The sequence below is a fragment of the Microbispora oryzae genome, from assembly GCF_017896165.1.
In the GTDB taxonomy this organism is placed as follows: Bacteria; Actinomycetota; Actinomycetes; order Streptosporangiales; family Streptosporangiaceae; genus Microbispora; species Microbispora oryzae.
Genome location: NZ_JAFCNB010000038.1, coordinates 1 through 18,326 on the forward strand (window position 1 = coordinate 1; position 18,326 = coordinate 18,326).

The 18,326-nt window shown below is 69.6% G+C and carries 20 protein-coding genes and 2 pseudogenes; 15 read left to right on the forward strand and 7 right to left on the reverse strand.

The genetic code is table 11. From position 1 onward, the window contains the following. Both JOL79_RS32900 and JOL79_RS32905 read left to right on the forward strand, forming a co-directional pair. Window positions 1-331, forward strand: a pseudogene (locus JOL79_RS32900) (M23 family peptidase); the annotation flags it as partial. 215 nt (window positions 332-546) lie between these two features. Further along, complete coding sequence (locus JOL79_RS32905; protein ID WP_210159844.1) at window positions 547-993, forward strand: hypothetical protein; 447 nt, start codon at window positions 547-549, stop codon at window positions 991-993. Between the two features lie 82 nt (window positions 994-1,075). Here the strand turns inward: JOL79_RS32905 and JOL79_RS32910 are convergent, their stop codons facing one another. Both JOL79_RS32910 and JOL79_RS32915 read right to left on the reverse strand, forming a co-directional pair. Then, a complete protein-coding gene (locus tag JOL79_RS32910) occupies window positions 1,076-1,633 on the reverse strand; it encodes a TetR/AcrR family transcriptional regulator (RefSeq protein WP_210159845.1) in 558 nt (185 codons plus the stop codon). Window positions 1,634-1,676: 43 nt separating this feature from the next. Beyond that, complete coding sequence (locus JOL79_RS32915; RefSeq protein ID WP_210159846.1) at window positions 1,677-1,823, reverse strand: hypothetical protein; 147 nt, start codon at window positions 1,821-1,823, stop codon at window positions 1,677-1,679. Between the two features lie 42 nt (window positions 1,824-1,865). Here JOL79_RS32915 and JOL79_RS32920 point away from each other — a divergent pair. The 5 genes and pseudogenes from JOL79_RS32920 to JOL79_RS32940 form a co-directional block, all read left to right on the forward strand. Beyond that, window positions 1,866-2,059: pseudogene (locus JOL79_RS32920) on the forward strand (IS1380 family transposase); the annotation flags it as partial. 308 nt (window positions 2,060-2,367) lie between these two features. Next, the gene (locus JOL79_RS32925; RefSeq protein ID WP_307848860.1) at window positions 2,368-2,820 is read left to right on the forward strand and encodes a hypothetical protein; all 453 of its coding nucleotides are present in this window, start codon (window positions 2,368-2,370) and stop codon (window positions 2,818-2,820) included. Between the two features lie 105 nt (window positions 2,821-2,925). After that, window positions 2,926-4,053: a sensor histidine kinase gene (locus JOL79_RS32930; protein WP_210159877.1), complete on the forward strand. Its 1,128-nt coding sequence runs from the start codon at window positions 2,926-2,928 to the stop codon at window positions 4,051-4,053. After that, complete coding sequence (locus tag JOL79_RS32935; protein WP_210159848.1) at window positions 4,050-4,658, forward strand: response regulator transcription factor; 609 nt, start codon at window positions 4,050-4,052, stop codon at window positions 4,656-4,658. Before JOL79_RS32930 ends, JOL79_RS32935 begins: the two co-directional genes overlap by 4 nt. Window positions 4,659-4,882: 224 nt before the next feature. After that, the gene (locus tag JOL79_RS32940; protein WP_230985938.1) at window positions 4,883-6,577 is read left to right on the forward strand and encodes a chloride channel protein; all 1,695 of its coding nucleotides are present in this window, start codon (window positions 4,883-4,885) and stop codon (window positions 6,575-6,577) included. 43 nt (window positions 6,578-6,620) lie between these two features. Here the strand turns inward: JOL79_RS32940 and JOL79_RS32945 are convergent, their stop codons facing one another. After that, entirely contained in the window at window positions 6,621-7,415 is a 795-nt protein-coding gene (locus tag JOL79_RS32945) for an SDR family oxidoreductase (protein WP_210159850.1), read from the reverse strand. 98 nt (window positions 7,416-7,513) lie between these two features. On the opposite strand from JOL79_RS32945, the gene JOL79_RS32950 reads away from it, so the two are divergent. Next, entirely contained in the window at window positions 7,514-8,137 is a 624-nt protein-coding gene (locus JOL79_RS32950) for a TetR/AcrR family transcriptional regulator (RefSeq protein WP_210159851.1), read from the forward strand. Between the two features lie 65 nt (window positions 8,138-8,202). Here the strand turns inward: JOL79_RS32950 and JOL79_RS32955 are convergent, their stop codons facing one another. Then, window positions 8,203-9,723 (reverse strand): pentapeptide repeat-containing protein, encoded by a 1,521-nt coding sequence (locus JOL79_RS32955; RefSeq protein ID WP_210159852.1) that lies wholly within the window; start codon window positions 9,721-9,723, stop codon window positions 8,203-8,205. A gap of 381 nt (window positions 9,724-10,104) precedes the next feature. Here JOL79_RS32955 and JOL79_RS32960 point away from each other — a divergent pair, with 381 nt between their 5' ends. After that, window positions 10,105-12,177 (forward strand): cellulose binding domain-containing protein, encoded by a 2,073-nt coding sequence (locus JOL79_RS32960; RefSeq protein ID WP_210159853.1) that lies wholly within the window; start codon window positions 10,105-10,107, stop codon window positions 12,175-12,177. A 117-nt stretch (window positions 12,178-12,294) separates the two neighbouring features. Here JOL79_RS32960 and JOL79_RS32965 read toward each other — a convergent pair whose 3' ends face one another. Further along, the gene (locus tag JOL79_RS32965; protein ID WP_210159854.1) at window positions 12,295-12,870 is read right to left on the reverse strand and encodes an RICIN domain-containing protein; all 576 of its coding nucleotides are present in this window, start codon (window positions 12,868-12,870) and stop codon (window positions 12,295-12,297) included. 42 nt (window positions 12,871-12,912) lie between these two features. Then, on the reverse strand, window positions 12,913-13,191 hold the full coding sequence (locus JOL79_RS32970; RefSeq protein WP_210159855.1) for a hypothetical protein: 279 nt from the start codon (window positions 13,189-13,191) through the stop codon (window positions 12,913-12,915). Window positions 13,192-13,370: 179 nt separating this feature from the next. On the opposite strand from JOL79_RS32970, the gene JOL79_RS32975 reads away from it, so the two are divergent. Both JOL79_RS32975 and JOL79_RS32980 read left to right on the forward strand, forming a co-directional pair. Then, window positions 13,371-14,432: a hypothetical protein gene (locus tag JOL79_RS32975; protein WP_210159856.1), complete on the forward strand. Its 1,062-nt coding sequence runs from the start codon at window positions 13,371-13,373 to the stop codon at window positions 14,430-14,432. Between the two features lie 62 nt (window positions 14,433-14,494). Next, window positions 14,495-14,902 carry a PPOX class F420-dependent oxidoreductase gene (locus tag JOL79_RS32980; RefSeq protein WP_210159857.1) on the forward strand — a complete coding sequence of 136 codons (408 nt, stop codon included), beginning with the start codon at window positions 14,495-14,497 and terminating at the stop codon, window positions 14,900-14,902. A gap of 55 nt (window positions 14,903-14,957) precedes the next feature. Here the strand turns inward: JOL79_RS32980 and JOL79_RS32985 are convergent, their stop codons facing one another. After that, window positions 14,958-15,821 (reverse strand): SDR family oxidoreductase, encoded by an 864-nt coding sequence (locus JOL79_RS32985; protein ID WP_210159858.1) that lies wholly within the window; start codon window positions 15,819-15,821, stop codon window positions 14,958-14,960. Window positions 15,822-16,009: 188 nt separating this feature from the next. Between JOL79_RS32985 and JOL79_RS32990 the strand changes: the two genes are divergently transcribed. The 4 genes from JOL79_RS32990 to JOL79_RS33005 all read left to right on the forward strand — a co-directional run bounded on the left by JOL79_RS32990 (window position 16,010) and on the right by JOL79_RS33005 (window position 18,186). Beyond that, entirely contained in the window at window positions 16,010-16,405 is a 396-nt protein-coding gene (locus JOL79_RS32990; protein ID WP_210159859.1) for a ChaB family protein, read from the forward strand. Between the two features lie 10 nt (window positions 16,406-16,415). Continuing rightward, a complete protein-coding gene (locus JOL79_RS32995) occupies window positions 16,416-16,970 on the forward strand; it encodes a hemerythrin domain-containing protein (protein ID WP_210159860.1) in 555 nt (184 codons plus the stop codon). A gap of 49 nt (window positions 16,971-17,019) precedes the next feature. Continuing rightward, window positions 17,020-17,424, forward strand: coding sequence for a hypothetical protein (locus JOL79_RS33000; RefSeq protein ID WP_210159861.1), 405 nt, complete (start codon window positions 17,020-17,022; stop codon window positions 17,422-17,424). 93 nt (window positions 17,425-17,517) lie between these two features. Continuing rightward, window positions 17,518-18,186 carry a DUF6766 family protein gene (locus JOL79_RS33005; RefSeq protein WP_210159862.1) on the forward strand — a complete coding sequence of 223 codons (669 nt, stop codon included), beginning with the start codon at window positions 17,518-17,520 and terminating at the stop codon, window positions 18,184-18,186. Window positions 18,187-18,326 lie beyond the last annotated feature (140 nt).

Below are 18,326 nucleotides of genomic sequence, written 5' to 3' on the forward strand. Positions count from 1 at the left end.
CAACAACGACTTCGGCGGCAACTGGGCCTCTACGACCGACGGACACCGGACGATCAACAACCTGAGCGGCGCCAAGATGGGCGACGTCTACCTGATGTACAACAGCGCGACCGGCGACAACTGCGTGGCCACCATCAAGGCGGTGGACGTCGGCACGGCGACGCACGTGTACGCGGGCCTGCTGGTGCAGGGCGGTTCCTGGAAGACCCAGAACGGAAACTACAAGTACTACGCCGCGGTGAAGGCCAACGCGACCGACAAGTGCGTCCAGTACGACGGCGACGTCGAATACTACGCGGCCGGCCGCTACACGTGGGGCAACTGCGGCTGAGTCCGTACACGCGACGATTCAGGCGGAAGAGCACAGGCGCCCGTCGAACTCGACGTCTCAGTGCCGGTGCTCTTTCCGTCCGCTCCGATCGAACTCGGGCCCTCATGCGGACGACGAGCCATTCTTCGACTCACCAAACGCATCGGCAGGGGGCGTGTTCGGCTCGAAGGCAGACGATCAAGGCGCGGATCTCACGCGAAAACAGGGGAGTAGAAATGCGCAAGTTCGCTCGACGACTGGTCGTTCTGGGCGTGTCGGCGGCCGCGGTGGCGGCGCTGGCCGGTTCTCCGGCCCAGGCCGCGACCAACCCCTACACGCCGGCGCAAGCCTGCAACAACGACTTCGGCGGCAGTTGGGCCTCCACGACCGACGGGCACCGGACGATCAGCGACAGCAAGGGTGCCAAGGTGGGCGACGTCTACCTGATGTACAACAGCGCGACCGGCGACAACTGCGTGACCACGATCAAGGCGGTGCACATCGGAACGGCGACCTGGGTGCACGCGGGCCTGCTGGTGCAGGGCGGTTCCTGGAAGACCCAGGGCAACGACTACAAGTACTACGCCGCGGTGAAGGCCAACGCGACCGACAAGTGTGTCCAGTACGACGGCGTCGTCGACACGTTCCTGAGCGGCCGATACACCTGGGGGAACTGCGGCTGAGCCGCACGCGAGACGCCGCCCGGGGGAGGGCATGGCTCTGCGACGTCGACGCCGGTGATTTGCCGCCGCCGGAGGAAGGGGGTCAAGAGGTGAGCAGCGCCTCGAAGGCCGGGCGCAGCCGTTCGATGATCGCGTCGACGGGCGCGTCCTGGAGACCGTCGAGCTCCATTATGTAACGGCCGATGATCGTCCCGATCATGAGGGCTCCGCCCAGGCCGACGCGAAGGGCGGCGTCGTCGCCCGGCAGGGCCGCCGCGGCCTGTCGCTGCAGCTCGTTCAAGGTGTCGCACACATCGCGGGCCGACTCGGGGTGGGTGAGCATTGAGCGCAGCATCGCCAGGAACTCGACCGGCTCGTCGGTCAGCTTGGCGCGCAGCGCGGTGATCAGGAATTCGGGCACCGCTCGCGGGTCCGCCGGGGGCGCGTTCTCGCGCTCCGTCTCCCGCTCCGCTCGGGTCACGTACGCGAAGAGTGCCTGCTTGCTGCCGTAATACCGCATGACGAGGCCCGGGTCGGTGCGGGCGGAGGTTGCGATCGCGCGAATGGTCGTGCGGTCGTAGCCCCGCTCGGCGAAGATCTTGCGAGCGGCGGCCAGGATGCGGTCCTCGGTCTGACGGCGCTGCTCGGCTCGGGTCGGCACGTCGTTCAGTCTAATGAAATCGACCACATACTCGAGGCCGCGTTCAGGCAGGTCCCCGTGCGGGCCCTCGCAGTTTGACCACCGTGAGGACGCCCGCTGAACCCGCGGCCACCCCCAGGAGGATCGACAGGAAGGACGCCATCGAGTAGAGATCCAGCCACCCCGCGCTCCACGCGTAGAAGGGCGTCATGGCGGGCTCGTGGACGAGCAGGTGGCCATCGCCGACCGGCTCGGTGTCAACGCGGCCGCGAAAATCGGCTCGATCGTGGCCGGATGACCGCCGGGGCCGACTCCATCGCCGATCTGGACGCGTTGCGGCACGGCGGCATGGACAAGCTGTTTACCGGCATCCGCGCCCCGTCCACACTCGGCTCTTTCCTGCGCTGCCTGAGGTGGGGAAACGTCCGCCAGATCTCGTTCGTGGCCGAGTCGATCACCGCCGCGCGTCGGCGAAGAGCGGCACCGTGATCATGCGATCGTCGAGCAAGTCTTCGCCGGCACCCCGACGGTCGCCCGCGCACCCGCGCACCAAGCCCCGCCTCCGAGCCCACCCCCAGTGGACAAGCCGCGACGCGCGCGGCGACCCTTCCACGCCCGAAGACAGCGCCGTCACCTGGCGAAACGGTCTCCTCGTAGAGGAATCGGACCGGAAACCGGTCAGAGAAATGACGTGGTGCATCCAGGCTGAGTCTGACGAATGTCATGGACGAACGAGGTGTGATCACACTGCCCCGGTGCCGGTGCTCGCGGCGACGATCGTGGGCATGACAGACACCTCCAGCACCGGCCTCGCCGACCCCCGTAGCCGTAAGGCGTTCACCACCATCCGGATGCTCACCGGTGGATACCTCGCGCTCAGCGTGCTGACCCTGATGGTCGTCGCTCTGCTGCGCGACGACACGACCATGGTCAACTCCGCCGTCTGGGTCCGCGGCACCATCGTGACGGTCAGCGCGGCGTTCACGTACGCCTTCGCGGTCCGCGCGGCGCGTGGCTCCCGTGGCGCGTACCGCAGATTGCGCGTCATCGCCGCGGTCATGGTGACCGCGATCGTGGTGATCATCGCGCTGCCCGGCATGTTCCCCGTGTGGATGAAGCTGGAACAGGCCGCCTGCGGACTGCTGCTGCTCGGCGTGGTCGCGACGGCCTACGGGCGGCACCTGCGCTCGGTGTTCGCCACCGCGTGAGCCCCGCCATCCGCACACACCACACACAGGAACGCCGTCTACCATGCCGTGGTCAGCACCGCCGGCCGGGCATGGCGGGCGGCAGAGGGAAACCAGGTGACAGGCATGCCGGACGGCGATCCGCAGCGATGGGCCCAGGGCTGGCGACGCACCTTCCTCGCGACCGGAATGCTGGTCTTCCCGGCCGTGGCCGCCTCCGGCGTGGCCGAATACGCGAACGGCGTCACGGCGATCGTCGGGTATGCCATCGTGGCCGTCTTCTGCGCCGCGTACGTGCTGGCCGGCCTGGCCTTCGCGCGGAACCGGCCGACCTGGGTGTGGACGCTGCTCGGGCTCATGACCGTGCTGTTCGCGGCGGAGTTGCCCATCGCCCGTGACTTCGCCTTCTATCTGGGCGTCGTCGTGGTCTCCCTGGCCGCGATGATACGGCGCCGATACCTGGTGCCGATCATCGCGGGCGGCGCCTTCGCGGCGCTGGTGGTGCCCTGGGCGGTGCGTCCCTGGCATCTCGGGTTCGGCTGGACCCAGGCGGTCATGATCGTTTTCACCGGCCTGACGGTGGTCGGCTTCTCCGAGATCGCCATCAGTAACCGTGCCCTGCTTGAGGCTCGTGCCGAGGTCGCCCGGCTGGCCTCGGAGGCCGAACGGGCCCGGATCTCCCGGGACCTGCACGACCTGCTCGGCCACTCGCTGACCGTCATCACCGTCAAGAGCGGTCTGGCCCGCCGCCTCGCCACGAGCGGATCGCCCCGCGCCGTCGAGGAGATCGCCGCCGTCGAGGGGCTGGCCCGCCAGGCGCTCACCGACGTGCGGGCCGCCGTGTCCGGCTACAACGAGGTGACCCTCGCCGGTGAACTCGCCCGCGGCCGGGAACTGCTGCGCGCGGCCGGCGTCGTCGCCGACCTGCCCACGGCCGCCGACCTGGTCGAGCCCGCCCACCAGGAACTGTTCGGCTGGATCGTGCGGGAGGGCATCACCAACGTCGTGCGTCACGCCCGAGCCACCCGGTGCACGGTGACCCTCTCACGGCTCGGCGTGGAGATCGTCGATGACGGGACGGGGGCCGCCGCGCCCAACGGCAACGGCCTGATCGGGCTGCGGGAGAGAGTCGCAGCCGCCGGGGGGACGGTGCAGGCCGGCCCGGCAGACCCCTGCGGCTGGCGATTGCGCGTCACCCTCGGCCGGGCGGATCCTGAGGTGACTTTCGCCACGACAGGAGACAACGCGGTATGACCATCCGGCTGCTGCTCGCCGACGACCAGGACCTGATCCGCGCGGCCCTGTCCGCGCTGCTCGACCTGGAAAACGACTTCGAGGTCGTGGCCTCGGTGGATCGGGGCGACAAGGTCGTCGACGCGGCCCGCGTCCACCGTCCCGACGTGGCCCTGCTCGACATCGAGATGCCCGGCCTCGACGGCCTCGCCGCGGCCGCGGTGCTCACCGCGCAGGTGCCGCAGTGCCGCGTGATCATCCTCACCACCTTCGGACGCGCCGGCTACCTGCGGCGGGCCATGACCGCGGGCGCCGTCGGCTTCGTCGTCAAGGACGCACCGCCCGAGGCCCTGGCTGACGCCGTCCGCCGGGTCATGCGTGGCGAACGCGTCGTGGACCCCGTGCTCGCGGCGGCGACCCTGGCGGCGGGCGACTCCCCGTTGACCGGACGGGAACGCGACGTGCTGAACGCGGCCCGCTCCGGCGGCACCGTCGCCGAGATCGCCGCGAAGCTCTATCTGTCCGAAGGGACCGTGCGGAACTACCTGTCGGCGGCGATCGCCAAGACAGGCGCGCAGAACCGGATGGGCGCGGTCCGCGTCGCCGACGACCGCGGATGGCTGTAGAGCCCGCCCGGCGCCCCGGACCGGCCGGCGCGCGGAGCGGAGTGTTCCGGGCGGCTCGGGCGGTTGGTGCCGTGGGCTCTGTGACGCCAGGCGCATACGGCCCCGTGGGCCAAATTGGATATACCGCCAAACTATTGCATACTGCAATGGTGATGCCTGCGCTCCGGAAGATTCGTTGGCGACCAGGCTTCGTCACGTGGATCCGCGAGGCCCAGTGGGGTCTCATGGCTCTGGCATTCGTGGTGGGGTGTGGTGCGGGGCTCGGGGCCGTCGTGTTCCGCTGGCTGGTCAACACCTTCACAGAGCTGTTCTCCGGCCACGCCGACTACTCCGCCGCCACGGCCCTCGGCAACCCGCGCGTGCCGTGGCTGGGCGTGTGGTTCGTGCTCGTCGCTCCCTCGATCGGCGGGGCGCTGTACGGCCCCCTGGTGGACCGGTTCGCCCGTGAGGCGCGGGGACACGGGGTGCCCGAGGTCATGTACGCGGTGGCGCAGCGCGACGGCCGGATACCACCGCGGGTGACGGTGATCAAGGCGCTGGCCAGCGCGCTGTGCATCGGTTCGGGCGGGTCGGTGGGGCGCGAGGGTCCCATCGTGCAGATCGGCGCGGCACTGGGCTCGACGGCCGGTCGGCTGTTGAGGGTGCCCGAGGGCCGGATGCGCAGCCTCGTCGCCTGCGGGGCGGCGGGAGGCATCGCGGCGACGTTCAACGCGCCGCTGGCCGGTGTGTTCTTCGCGATGGAGCTGATCCTGCGCGACTTCACCGTCGAGTCGTTCGGGTTCGTCGTCCTGTCGAGCGTGACCGCCAGTGTCGTCGGCCGTTCCGCCCTGGGGGACGCGCCGTTTCTGCGGCTGCCCGCCTTCCACGTCGACCACCCGGTGCAGTATCTGATGTTCGCCGGCCTCGGTCTGCTCGCCGGCGTGGCCGGGACGGCCTTCAGCGGCGTGCTGTACCGCATCGAGGATCTGTGCGACAAGGTCTGGCGGGGGCCGGAGTGGTTGCGGCCCGCGGCCGGTGGCGTGGTGCTCGGGGGAGTCCTGCTGGTCCTGCCGCAGCTGTACGGCGTGGGCTACCCCGTGCTGGAGAACGCGGTCGACGGCCGATACGTCGTCGGTTTCCTGCTCGCGCTGCTGGTCGGCAAGATCCTCGCGACGAGCCTGACGATCGGCATCGGGGGCTCGGGCGGGGTGTTCGCCCCGAGCCTGTTCATCGGCGCGATGCTCGGTGCCGCCTACGGGGTGGGCCTCCAGCATCTCGTCACCCCGGGGGTGTCCGGGGCTTCGGGAGCGTACGCGCTGGTCGGCATGGGCGCGGTCTTCGCCGCGGCGTCGCGCGCGCCGATCACGGCCGTCGTGGTGCTGTTCGAGCTGACCGGCGAGTACAGCATCATCCTGCCTCTGATGCTCGCCATCGTGCTCGCGACGCTGACCGCCCGGGTCCTGAGCAAGGACAGCATCTACACGCTCAAACTCCGCCGCCGCGGCATCGATCTCGACGCCCGTGCGGAGCACGGGCCGTTCGCGACCGTCCCCGTACGGGAGGTCGTGGAGGCCCTTCCCAGCCCGTTGCCCGCCTCGATGCCCGTGGGCGACGCCGTGCCGATCCTGTCGCGGTCGCCGCACGGTGCCCTGCCGGTCGTCGGAGCGGACGGGACCTATCGCGGCACCATAACCGCGCGTGCCGCGGCCGAGGCGCTCACCGAGGAAGAGACACGCCGGCTGACCGTCGACGATCTCACGGAGCTGCCGTCCCCCATCACGGCGGACATGACCATTCTGCAGGCGCTGTCGATCCTGGTCTCCGCACCGGGCACCGGCCTGCCGGTCCTCGACGAGCGGCGGACGGCGCCGGTCGGCTGGCTGACCCACCAACGTGTCCTGCAGGCCGTGCACGCTCCCGCCCCGGCTCAGGCCGCCTGATTTACCGGGGCCGGACCCCGGCGCGTGATTCTCCGATGGGTGATCAGGTGAGGGTCGCGCCGCCGTCGACGGTGATGACCTGGCCGGTGATGTAGTTGTTGGCCATGAGGAAGAGCGCCGAGGCGGCGGCCTCCTCGGCGGTGCCGATGCGGCCGAGGGGGACGGTCGAGCCGGCGGCGGCGATGGCGTCGTCGGAGTCGAGCCCCGAGCGTGACCGCAGCAGCGGGGTGTCTATCTGGCCGAATCGGACGGCGTTCACGCGCAGCCGGGCGGGGGCGAGCTCGACGGCGAGGGCCTTGGTGAGGGTCTCCACGGCACCGGCGACCGACAGCGGGGCGCTCATGCCGGGAAGGGGGCGGACCACGAGGATCCCGGAGCTGAACGTGAGCGAGCCTCCCGGGGAGAGCCGGGTGGCCGCCGCCCGGGCCGCGGCGAAGGCCGCACCCAGACGGGAGTCGAAGGTCGCCCGGATGTCGCCGGCCGAAAGGCCCGTCACAGGACCGACGCCGCTGAGCCCGCCCGCGGTGACGAACACGTGATCGACCTGGCCGGCCCGGTCGAAGACCTCTGCGAGAGTTCGCTCGTCCCCGCCGTCGCCGGGAACGCCCAGCACGGCGTCGTCGGTATCCCCGGCCGGGCTCGCGCGCCGCACCTGGGAGACAGCGGCCTGCAGCCGGTCGCGGTCGCGGCCGACCAGTACGACGCGGGCGCCGACCGAACGGAGCAGGACGCCCGCGGCCAGCCCGATGCCCGAGCTGCCGCCGATGAGTACGGCGGTCGTGCCGGAGAGGGCGTGCGGAAGCGGCGGACGAACGGGGACGGGAAGCGTGGAGCTCATGGAGGCCCTCCGATGAATTAAACCATCCGGTTTTTTTATTCGTGGTCGATACTGCCGTCCCGGACGGAGAGGAGTCAACCGGATGGTTCAATTCCCTCATGGCCTATGACGCGGAGGACACCAGACGGCGGATCTTCGACGCCGCCGCCGCCGAGTTCGCCGAACACGGCCTGGCGGGGGCCAGAGTCGAGCGGATCGCGACGGCAGCCAGGGCCAACAAGCAGGCCATCTACCTCTATTACGGCGGCAAGGAGAAGCTTTTCGCCGTCATCCTCCGGGCCAAGCTGGAGGAGCTCCGCGCCTCCGTCTCCATCGATCCGGACGCGGTGGCCGAGTCGGTCGGCCAGGTCTTCGACTGGTACCAGGAACACCCGGAACTGGTCAGGCTGCTGCTGTGGGAGGCGCTGGAGGCGTGCGACGAACCCGGCGAATCTGAGCGGGAGCGCCGGGAGGGCTTCCATGAGAAGGTCCGGCATCTCATGGACGGGGGCATCGCCTGCCATCTTCCGGATCACGCGCGCGTTCGCGCCGCCCAGGATCTGCTGTTCACTCTCATGGGACTGATCGCCTGGAACTTCGCGGTGCCCAGGATGTGCCGCATTGTCCTGAATGAGGAGACCGACGAGGCCGCCCTGGCCCGCCGCCGCGAGACGGTGATCGAGGCCGCGCGCCTGCTCGCCGCGTCGCCGCCGGCCTCAGGGAGGATTCATGAACTTCAGTGAGAATGAACTCCAGTGAGAACGCGCGCTCGTCCTTCCGGCGCCAGGCCGCCGGTGAGAGCGAGTGCTCATCTGTGCAGCGCTCGCGGAGCCGGGGAGACCGGCGGCTTCGAACGCACGACGGCGACGCGGGAGTGCGGGCCGACCCAATGTCTCGCCGGGCGCGTGCCCGCCGCCCAGTAGAGCGTGCCCGCCGCCAGTGCGGCGACGAGCGTGAGCCAGCCGATCGCCCGTCCGGCGCGCAGGCCGTACCCGCAGGCCAGCCAGTAGACGGACAGCAGCATCCTGGCCCGCACGCGGGGGCTGCTCAGCCGCCGCATCTCCATCGCGGCGAACGCGAAGTCGGCTGAGGTCTTCGCGTCGCCCACGCCCGGCCGCACCCGCTCGTACAGGGCCGCGAGCCAGCCGGCGTCGACCGGCCGCCTGGTAGGCGGGCCGCCCGCCGCCACCTCGCTCGGCGACCAGCCCCGCCAGAGGTGCTCGTCGGCGAGGACGACGCGGCGGGTCCACCACCGGACGGGAGGCCACCCGAGCCGCCACCTGACCCCGGCGGGGGTGGTCGCGAACAGGCAGTCCGACAGGCGTAACCCCTCGGGCCGGCGGAGCCCGCCGAGACCGCAGGTACGAAGATCGGCGCCGTTGAGGGTGAGCGCGCCGGCGTCGAGGTCATCGAGTGACGTGATGCGCACCCGTCCCCCGCCACGGGTGACGACCGACGGCGCCGTGAGCGTCGCGTCCCGCAGGTCGATGTCCGCGGCGGACAGCCGCGCGGTGAACGGGCCGGTGACGACCGCGGCGCGCAGGGTCACCCGGCAGTCGCCGGTGTGGACGTGCAGCGGGCCGCCGGCGCGGACGTCCGCGAGCGACAGGCGCCGCCCGACCAGCATCGGGCCGAGATAGGCAGGCCCGTGGAAGCGCAGGCCGTCGAACGCGGCGCTTCTCCCGACGGCCGACGCGCGAAAGGAGACGGCCCGGCGGAAACCGGCACCGCGGAAGCCGGCACCGCGGAAGCCGACATCACCGGCGAACGCCGTACCGTCGAACGCGGCGAACCCACGGAAGTCGGCCCCGCGGAACGAGGTGTCCCGGTCGAACCGGGCCTCGCTGAAAAGGGCGTCACCGCCGACCCGAATGCGGTCGAAACGCCCATGACCACGGACTCGGGCGCCGTGCAGGGAGAGCTGGCGATGAAACCGGGCCTCACCGAAGGACACGTTTCCGGTGAAGCTCGTGCCGAAGAACGAGGCGAGGTGGTCGAACCGGGCGTGCTCGAAGGTCGCGTCACCGGCGAAGACGGCTTCGCCGAAGCGCGCCGGCCCGGTGAAGACCGCGCGGTCGAACCGCGCTCTGCCCAGGCGCCGCTCCATGCCTTCCAGGACGCGGGTGAGCAGGTCTTCCGCCAGGGTGGTGCCGCGCAGATCGATGCCCTGGCCGGGGACCAGTCCCCGCAGGACGCTCTCCACCTCCGCCGGGCCGAGATGTGCGAGACACCGGTCATACGGCTCCCAGGCGGCGCCCAGGCATTCGGCCGAGACGCCGCACGTTCTCCAGGCGACGTCGAGCGGATCGAGCTTCGGCTGGGATGTCATGGCAACGTGGTACCCAATGTCGCGTATCAGGGCGCTAAATGACGATCGAACCGTAACACAGGGTATTTGGATAATCGCTATCGGGTGAGTTAGGGAACCGTTCGGAGCCCCTCACGGCCGACGGCGCGGAGGGCCGCGTTGTCGTGAAATCTTCATCGGGCGTCACGGCGCAGCCGCGCACTCGCTCTGCTCACCGGATGCGGCGCATCGCCTCCCAGCGCCGCAGGGAATCGATCATTGCTCGCACGGGCGACGTCTGGAGACCATGCCCCCGAGAAGATCGCCGGCTGCCGGCCCAGTGGAGGTACCAGGATGTCACGGAGATTCGGATTACCGCGGTCATCGTTGTGCGCCCTGGCGTCGCTGTGCACCCTCGCGCTCATGGCCCCGGCGCACCCGGCCGCCGCCGCGACGGACGCGATCAGGCTGCGTTACCACACCTACTACGGGACGGCCAGCAACCAGATCGGCCCGTTGATCGACCTGACGAACACCGGATCCACGGCGATCCCGCTGAACACCGTGACGGTCCGCTACTGGTTCACCGCGGACGGGACCGTCACACCCAGGTACTACTGCGACTACACGCCGAAGGGCTGCGGCAACGTCACGGCCAGGTTCGTGAAGACGACCGGCCCGGTCACCGGCGCCGACACCTATCTCGAACTCGGTTTCACCGCCGGGGCGGGGAACCTCGGCGCGGGTCAGAGCACCGGCGAGATCCAGGGGCGGGTCGCCAAGTCTGACTGGAGCATGTTCGACCAGGGTGACGACTACTCCTACGACGGGACGAAGACAACGGCGGCGGAGTGGGACCACGTCGCCGTCTACGTCGGCGGATCGCTGGTGTGGGGCACGGAGCCGGGCGGGTCGCAGCCCGACACCCACCCTCCGGCCGGCTTCGCCGTCTACGCGTTCAGCCAGTCGGACGTGGGTGTGAACGAGGAGGATCCGCAGATCTACCGGCTCGACCCCGACATCAACATCCGTGCCTTCCAGAAGTGGTCGACCCACGGCGACGAGGCGTCCGACTACAACTTCGCCCAGATCGGGCGCTACCACGGGCAGGGAACCACCTTCATCGGCGGTGGCACGGCCAGCGTCATCTTCCGCGAGGAATTCGCCAGCGACGCGACCTTCGACGACATGTCGACCCGTGACGCGGACAACCAGCCGGTGCCGCACGAGGAGGTCGTGCCGGGCGCGCGCCGGGGCAACCTGTTCAACCCGGAGTATCGCCGGTATCTGGTCGACTGGGCCAAGAGCCAGATCGACGGCGGCGTGGACGGCCTCTTCTTCGACGAGGTGCCCGGCGGATTCAGCGGAGGCATCGTCCACAACTGGAACGGGAACGAGGGCTTCGACGACTACACCATCGCCGACTTCAACCGGTACCTGCTGGAGAAGTACCCGGACTTCACGGCCGCCGACTGGAAGAGCCGCTTCGGGATGACGGACGACAACCTGATCCGCGGCGACGTTCCGGCCGACGACCTCGCCGGGAACTTCAACTACCGCACCTACCTGCGGGCCAACGGCTGGAACACCGACCCGCTGAACGCCGCGAACCCGCTGGCGCGGGACTGGGGGAAGGTGACCGGCAACCGGTTGTACGCCGACGACACCTCGTTCACCGGCACCTACCTGCGGCGCTACTGGAAGCAGATGGTGGACGACGTACGCGACTACGCGACGCGCACCGTCCACCACCAGGTCTACGTCACCTCCAACGGGCTCCTGCCGTACGTGGACTTCAACAGCGTCGGCATGTACCCCTGGAACCCCGACGAGCAGACGCCCGACGGCAGGGGCGCCGACTACGTGCCGGTGGTGAACGGGCACCTCAACGGGGCCAAGTCGCTGCGGGCCAACTACCGGTACCTGAAGAAGACCAGCGGGCGGATCGCGGGCGACGTGCCGGTGGTGGTGTTCATCGACTGGCCGACCGACATGATGACGGCGTACCTGAACCTGCCGACCGCCGAGCAGAAGGACTACTGGCGGATCTTCGGCGCCGAGGCCTACGCCAACGGCCTCTACCCCGCCTTCCACCTGAAGGACACCGTGGGCGACCCGACCGCGGAGCAGCTGGGGCTGCTGGACTTCTTCCGGACGTACACGCAGTTCTACAAGGACCACCGATCGCTCTACCACGACAACGCCGCCACGGACACCGCCGTCGACGTCGGGGTGAGCGACGTCGCGGGGAGCCTGCTGGTGCAGGGCGGCACGGGCGCGCGCACGCTCCATCTGGTCAACCACAACTACGACCAGGGGATCCGGCCCCAGACCGGATTCAGCGTCACGGCCGACGTGGGCTCCTGCCCGGCCCGGGTCACCATGGTCTCGCCCGACTTCGCGGGCTCGAAGTCGCCGTCCTTCTCCTGCGGCGGCGGCGCTCTGAGGGTGACCGTCGACCGGCTCGACTACTACGACGTGCTCGTGCTCGGGTAAGGCCGGGAGGCGCTCCGCGCGCGGGAAGGGGCGTAGGAGCCCGGCCGCTCCTACGCCCCTCAGGAGAGACGCGATCGTTCAGCTACCGATCCGCGGCCGGTGGACGACCGCCGTTCGTCACTGGCCGTACCAGTACTGATCGGAGGAGCAGATGCAGTGATACTGGACGACGGGCGCACCGTTCGAGAGGGATCCGCCGCTCACCGCGATGACCGCGTCGGTCTTGTAGTTCCACACCGTCAGCGCGTGGCCTCCGGTGATCGGCGCCACCGGGTTCACCCACCAGTACTGCTCCGGCCTGGAGGCACCCGCGCATTCGGCGGCGTTGAGCTGCGTTCCCTCCGCCGTGCTCGCGCCCATCACCCCGAGACACTGGTTGGCGCCGTTCACGAGTTGCCGGTATCCCGAGTCGGCCGGCTGATAGGCACCCCAGTGCCAGGTCTGGTCGGATTTGCCGGTGCAGGGCCACTGGCCGGCCCCTCCTCTGGCGTTGATGCCCAGACACAGCGAGGATTTCCAGTTGTACAGGCTGAACGTGCCCGACGTCGGTATCGCGCGAGGCGGGGCGGCGGCCCGGGTGACGGCCCGGGTGACGGCGGAGCCGGCCGTCGAAGCCGCTCCGGCGTCCACCGTGGGGACAAGGGCGGCGAGTGTGATGACCGCCAGCGTTACGGCGTATCGCTTTATCGGCATGATTGCCCGTCTTTCCCTTCGAGTGTGGTGTCCGTGAGTGGCTCAGTAGTTCGGGCAGGTCTGCGTGAAGTCCCTCTGGCCGATCGGCGTGCTCATGTAGTAGTCGACCTCCTGCCAGGAGTAGATTCCGCGCAGCGTGGAGCCGATGTAGGTCCTCGTCCGGCCCTTGAAGTTGAATGCCTGGTAAATGGGCCCCGACCAGGTGTAGAAGGTGCTCGTCTGACAGAGGCGCGCGTCCGCCGCCTGGGCGGCCGGCACCGCGATCGTGCAGACCACCGCCACCGCTCCCGCGATTACGCATGCCTTGACGCGATTACGCATTTCACTCCTCCAGAGTCGCTGTGGGTGCTGAGTTCGCCTAGGCGGGTGTCCGGAACCGTGAAATCTTCATAGTTGCCTGTTTGTCCGAACTGAAGTGATCCGGACAATTTGCGACGAGCTATTTGTCCAGGTCACGGCCAGTTGTCCAGGGAGATGGGAGGGAAGACATGGGACGGCGAATGCGTGTGCTGGATCCGGCCGCGGGGCCCGTCGAACAATTCGCGTGTGAGCTGCGGGCGCTGCGGGCCGCCGCCGGAGAACCGCCCTTCTGGAAGATGGCGCGACGGTGCGAGGTGTCGAAGAGCACTCTCGCCGCGGCCGTGGCGGGCTACCAGATCCCTTCGGAGAAGGTGGCCAGGAACTTCGTGCTCGCCTGTGGCGGTGATTGGGCGCAGTGGCGGGAACGCTGGTCCCGCGCGATCGCCGAGGTGGCGGCCCTGGCGGAAGAGCCGGATGATTCACATCGGAGTGGCGAGCTGGTCCCCGTTCAAATCCGGCTTCCCGCGCGGCGACCCGCGGAGCACTCGGCGGCCACGAACTCACTCGTGCCGGTCACGGCGGATCACTCCGCTCAGGACGGAGGCGGTGGGCGCCGGCGGCATGGCGGGCACCGCCTGCTCGGAGCCGGAATCCTGTTGAGCGGGGCGGCCGCCGTCGTGCTGCTCTTCTCACTGTTCGCGCCGGGCGCCGATCGGGTGACCGGCCCTGCGGCGTCGAGCGCGTCAGGGAGAGAGCCAGAAGGAGGAGAAATCGGCGGGATCCGCGGCGCCGCGCCCGGCGCGCTACCGAGGGACTGGACAGCGACGTCCGGGCCGGCCTGCGCGACGGGTGACGCGGTGGCGTTGAATACCAGCGGCTCGTGGCGGCCGTTGCCCGGCGGCTCGACCGGGAACTGCGGAGCCGCCCTGATCCACAAGACGACTGACAGCGGCGACGGGGCCAACTGGGTCTTCCATCCCGGAGCCGGCAAGACGTGCACCTTCGGGATCCACATTCCGAATTCGAACGTCATCACCGCGAGGAACGCCACCTACCAGGCGTGGGACACCCTTCCCGGCGAACATTTCGACGAGCACCGTATCGGCGCCAACGTGTCGGTGAATCAGCGAGCCAATCGCGGCGGAACGATCACGATCGAGTTCGGGCCGACGAAGAACGGCACCATCGACCTGCAGCTCTACGACAACTATCCGGATCGGGCGGTCGAGGCGGCCGGCACGGTCACCGCCACGTGCCGTTGACCGCGCCTGGGCGGCCATGTCGGTAACCTGATCGCCCCGATACGACGGAAGGCATCCCGCTCATGTCCCGCGAAGAACTGCCCGAGCACCTCGTCACGGCGCTCGCCCGCCCGAATCCCTGCGTCATCGCCACCGTGCGGCCGGACGGCGCACCCGTCTCGGTGGCCACCTGGTATCTGTGGGAGGACGGGAAGGCGCTGGTCAACATGGACGCCGGCCGGAAGCGCCTCGACCACCTCCGGGCTGACCCCCGGGTCTCGCTGACCGTGCTCGACTCCGAGAGCTGGTATCGCCACATCAGCCTGCAGGGCCGCGTGGTGTCGCTGGTGGACGACGAGAACCTCGAGGACATCGATCGGATCGCCGTCCACTACACCGGCGACCCGTACGCGAACCGGGAACGGCCGCGGGTGAGCGCCTGGATCGAGATCGACAGCTGGCACGCCTGGGGATGGCCCTCCGGCAGCTGATCGCCGTCCTCCGGACACCGGTGCGACCCGGGAGCGCCGGTGTCCGCGCGCCGGGTCAGCCGGGCAGGGTCTCGCCCCCGATGGGGGCCAGCACCTCGCCCGTGTAGTACGACGAGAGCCGCTCCGAGGCGAAGAAGACGTACGACGGCGCGATCTCGTCCGGATCGGCGGCGCGTTTCATCGGCACCTGCTTGCCGAACTGCTCCACCTTCTCCGCCGGGAAGGTGGCCGGGATGAGCGGTGTCCACACCGGTCCCGGGGCGACCGCGTTGACCCGGATGCCCTTCTCCACCAGGTTCTGGGCCATGGAGTAGGTGAAGGCGTTGATCGCGCCCTTTGTGGCGGCATAGTCGATCAGGGTCTTGTTGCCGCGCAGCCCGTTGATCGAGGACGTGTTGACGATCGCCGACCCCTCGCCCATGTGCCGCAGGGCCGCCTTGGTGACCCTGAAGTAGCTGTGGATGTTGACCGCGAAGGTGTGCAGCCACTGCTCGTCGCCGAGATCGTCCAGTGACTCGACCGGCGCCTGGTAGGCGACGTTGTTGACGAGCACGTCGAGTCCGCCCAGCTCGCGCACCGTCCGTTCGACGACCTCCGCGCAGTGCGCGGCGTCCGCCAGGTCGCCGGGCAGCGGCACGCACCGCCGTCCGGTCTCCTCCACCAGCTTGCGGGTGTGCTCGGCGTCCTCGTGTTCGGTCAGGTACGCGATCGCGACGTCGGCGCCCTCCTTGGCGAAGGCGACGGCCACGGCGCGGCCGATCCCCGAGTCGCCCCCGGTGATCAGCGCGCGTCTGCCCCGGAGCAGACCACGGCCCTGGTAATGGCGCATCTCGTCCCGCGGCTCCGGAGCCATCTCCCCGCTGTGGCCGGGGTAGCTCTGCTCCTGCGCGGGCGGCGTGTGGTTCGGTTCCTCAGGCATGTCGCGCCCCTGCCCCCGCGGCCGAGGGCCTAACGGACGTGGCCGATCCGTTGAGCGTCGTTGGCCCCCCCTGACCGGACGGCCCCGCCGGGCACCGCCATGCGAGATCGTCTGCCGCCGGACGTTTCAGGAGGTGGCGGCGGGTAGGTGCACGGGAGTTGGTATCAGCGCGAGGAAAGGTGAAGGTCATGCCTGCCCGTCAGGAGCTTCCCGACACCCTGAGGCGCTCCCCGAAGAAGGCCCAGGAGACCTGGATCAAGGCGCACGACTCCGCCGTGGAGCAGTACGGCGAGGGCGAGCGCGCCCACCGGACGGCCAACGCCGCCCTGAAGCACTCCTTCGAGAAGGTCGGTGATCACTGGGAGCCGAAGAGCAAGAAGGGCCCCTCCGACAGCCAGGCCGCGAAGAGCACGCCCAAGCCCGGCAAGACCGCTGAGGGCGTCGACGCCAACGCCTCCAAGCAGCACCTCTACGACGTGGCCAAGCGGCTGCACGTCCAGGGCCGCTCGTCCATGTCCAAGCCCGAGCTGGTCGAGGCGATCAAGAAGGCGAACCGCCGGGCTTCGGCCAAGGCCCGTTCCTGAGGAGACATTCATGACATTGACCGTCGTCGACCTGATCACCGCCGATCACCGCGACGTAGAGGCGCTCTTCGAGAAGCTCAGGACGCAGCCGGAGAACCGTCCCGCGCTGCTGGCCGAGCTGGCCGCGAAGTTCGTCGCGCACGCCCGCGCCGAGGAGACCGAGGTCTACCCCGAGCTGGCCAAGGCCGCTCCGGGTGAGCGCGGAGAGGTGCACCACGGCGTCGAGGAGCATCACGAGGCCGAGGAACTCCTCGCCCAGCTCATGGGCGTCGACCCGGATCGGGCGGAATTCCTCACGGTGCTGGAGCGATTGGTCAAGGCCGTCGGCCACCACGTCGAGGAGGAGGAGAGCGAGATCCTTCCCGCCCTGACCAAGGCGCTCTCGGACGACCGGCTGGTACGGCTGGGCCGCGTGTTCAGCCGGGCGAAGGCCGGGGAACTGGAGAGGCCGCCGAAACCGAAGGGCCGTATGAAGGAGGAACTGGTCGAGCAGGCCAAGGAGAAGGGCGTCGACGGCTACAGCTCGATGACGAAGGAAGAGCTCGTCGCGGCGCTGGACGCGTGAGCCGGGTGGAGCCGCAGAGGCGCCCGCGTGCCGTACCGGCCGCCGCGCCGTGAACAGGCGAGACGCGACGGGCCGGGCCGTGGCCATCGCGACGGCGACGCTGCTCCTCGCGGCGACGGCGGGATGCTCGTCCGCCCGGGACGCCGGGGTCGCCGCGGTGGTGAAGCGGTTCTACGACGCGGTCAGCGAAGGGCGGGGAGCAGCCGCGTGCGCGCTCCTCGCCCCGCGGACCGTGGCGGAACTGGCGGCGGCGGGGGACGACTGCGCCGAGTCGATCGTGAAGTTGCGCCGGCCTGGGGCGGTGCGGGCGGTCCAGATCTGGGGGAGTGAGGCACAGGTGCGCCTGACCGGCGACACGGTGTTCCTGCACAGCTTCCCCCAGGGCTGGCGAGTGCGGGCCGCGGGGTGCCGGGCCCGGGGGGAGGAGCCGTACCTGTGCGTGGTGGGAGGCTGACATGCGGGTGATGTTCGGGATCACGCTCGTCGTCATCGCGGCCGGACTGGCGTACATCATGGTCGTCGGGCTGCTGCGTCGATGAGGGGCGGCATGAGACGTTTCGTGCGGGATCAGGCGCTCAGCCTCTTCTTCCTGACCACCTTCGGGCTGGCGCTCGCCGCCCAGTCGATCGCCGGCAACGCCGACTACAACGCGCGGCAGATCGCGGACGGCGGCGCGCCGGTCTCGTGGCCCGCCTACGTCACGTCCAGCTCGTTCGCCGTGGACGTCGCCGAGAACTGGCAGTCGGAGTATCTGCAGTTCCTGCTGTTCATCCTGGTCACGGCCTGGCTCGTCCAGCGCGGCTCGCACGAGTCGAAGCCACCGGGCCGCGAGGGGCCGGAGAGCGAAAGAGACCAGCGGATGGGGCCCTACGCCGGGCCGGACAGCCCAGGCGCGGTGCGAACGGGTGGACTGCGTCCCTTCCTCTACAGCAACTCCCTCGGGCTCGTCATGGGTGTGATCTTCGTTCTGTCGTGGCTGGCGCAGTCAGTGGCGGGCACGGCCGACTACAACGCCGGTCAACTCGCGCGTCTGCAGGATCCGGTGAGCTGGTCGGACTACGTCGTCTCCGCCGACTTCTGGAACCGGACGCTCCAGAACTGGCAGTCGGAGTTTCTCGCCGTGCTGTCGATGGTGGTCCTGTCGATCTACCTGCGCCAGCGCGGCTCACCCGAGTCGAAGGCCGTCGGGGGCCCGCACGACGAGACCGAGACCTGACCTCGCAGTGGCTTGGGGATGCCCGAATCTCGAATCGTTTCGAGCACGATGCTCCGGCATGGTGATGCCAGGCGCTCTCGTGGAGAGGCGGGACGACGCCCGGTCCCGCCTGCCGCGACGGACACCGGCGATGAAACGTT

Coding starts and splice junctions, on each gene's coding strand:
- JOL79_RS32905 (WP_210159844.1), top strand. CDS start 547: ATGCGCAAGTTCGCTCGACGACTGGTCGTTCTGGGCGTGTCGGCGGCC.
- JOL79_RS32915 (WP_210159846.1), bottom strand. CDS start 1,823: ATGACGCCCTTCTACGCGTGGAGCGCGGGGTGGCTGGATCTCTACTCG.
- JOL79_RS32930 (WP_210159877.1), top strand. CDS start 2,926: ATGCCGGACGGCGATCCGCAGCGATGGGCCCAGGGCTGGCGACGCACC.
- JOL79_RS32935 (WP_210159848.1), top strand. CDS start 4,050: ATGACCATCCGGCTGCTGCTCGCCGACGACCAGGACCTGATCCGCGCG.
- JOL79_RS32940 (WP_230985938.1), top strand. CDS start 4,883: ATGGCTCTGGCATTCGTGGTGGGGTGTGGTGCGGGGCTCGGGGCCGTC.
- JOL79_RS32945 (WP_210159850.1), bottom strand. CDS start 7,415: ATGAGCTCCACGCTTCCCGTCCCCGTTCGTCCGCCGCTTCCGCACGCC.
- JOL79_RS32950 (WP_210159851.1), top strand. CDS start 7,514: ATGGCCTATGACGCGGAGGACACCAGACGGCGGATCTTCGACGCCGCC.
- JOL79_RS32955 (WP_210159852.1), bottom strand. CDS start 9,723: ATGACATCCCAGCCGAAGCTCGATCCGCTCGACGTCGCCTGGAGAACG.
- JOL79_RS32960 (WP_210159853.1), top strand. CDS start 10,105: ATGGCCCCGGCGCACCCGGCCGCCGCCGCGACGGACGCGATCAGGCTG.
- JOL79_RS32965 (WP_210159854.1), bottom strand. CDS start 12,870: ATGCCGATAAAGCGATACGCCGTAACGCTGGCGGTCATCACACTCGCC.
- JOL79_RS32970 (WP_210159855.1), bottom strand. CDS start 13,191: ATGCGTAATCGCGTCAAGGCATGCGTAATCGCGGGAGCGGTGGCGGTG.
- JOL79_RS32975 (WP_210159856.1), top strand. CDS start 13,371: ATGCGTGTGCTGGATCCGGCCGCGGGGCCCGTCGAACAATTCGCGTGT.
- JOL79_RS32980 (WP_210159857.1), top strand. CDS start 14,495: ATGTCCCGCGAAGAACTGCCCGAGCACCTCGTCACGGCGCTCGCCCGC.
- JOL79_RS32985 (WP_210159858.1), bottom strand. CDS start 15,821: ATGCCTGAGGAACCGAACCACACGCCGCCCGCGCAGGAGCAGAGCTAC.
- JOL79_RS32990 (WP_210159859.1), top strand. CDS start 16,010: ATGCCTGCCCGTCAGGAGCTTCCCGACACCCTGAGGCGCTCCCCGAAG.
- JOL79_RS32995 (WP_210159860.1), top strand. CDS start 16,416: ATGACATTGACCGTCGTCGACCTGATCACCGCCGATCACCGCGACGTA.
- JOL79_RS33005 (WP_210159862.1), top strand. CDS start 17,518: ATGAGACGTTTCGTGCGGGATCAGGCGCTCAGCCTCTTCTTCCTGACC.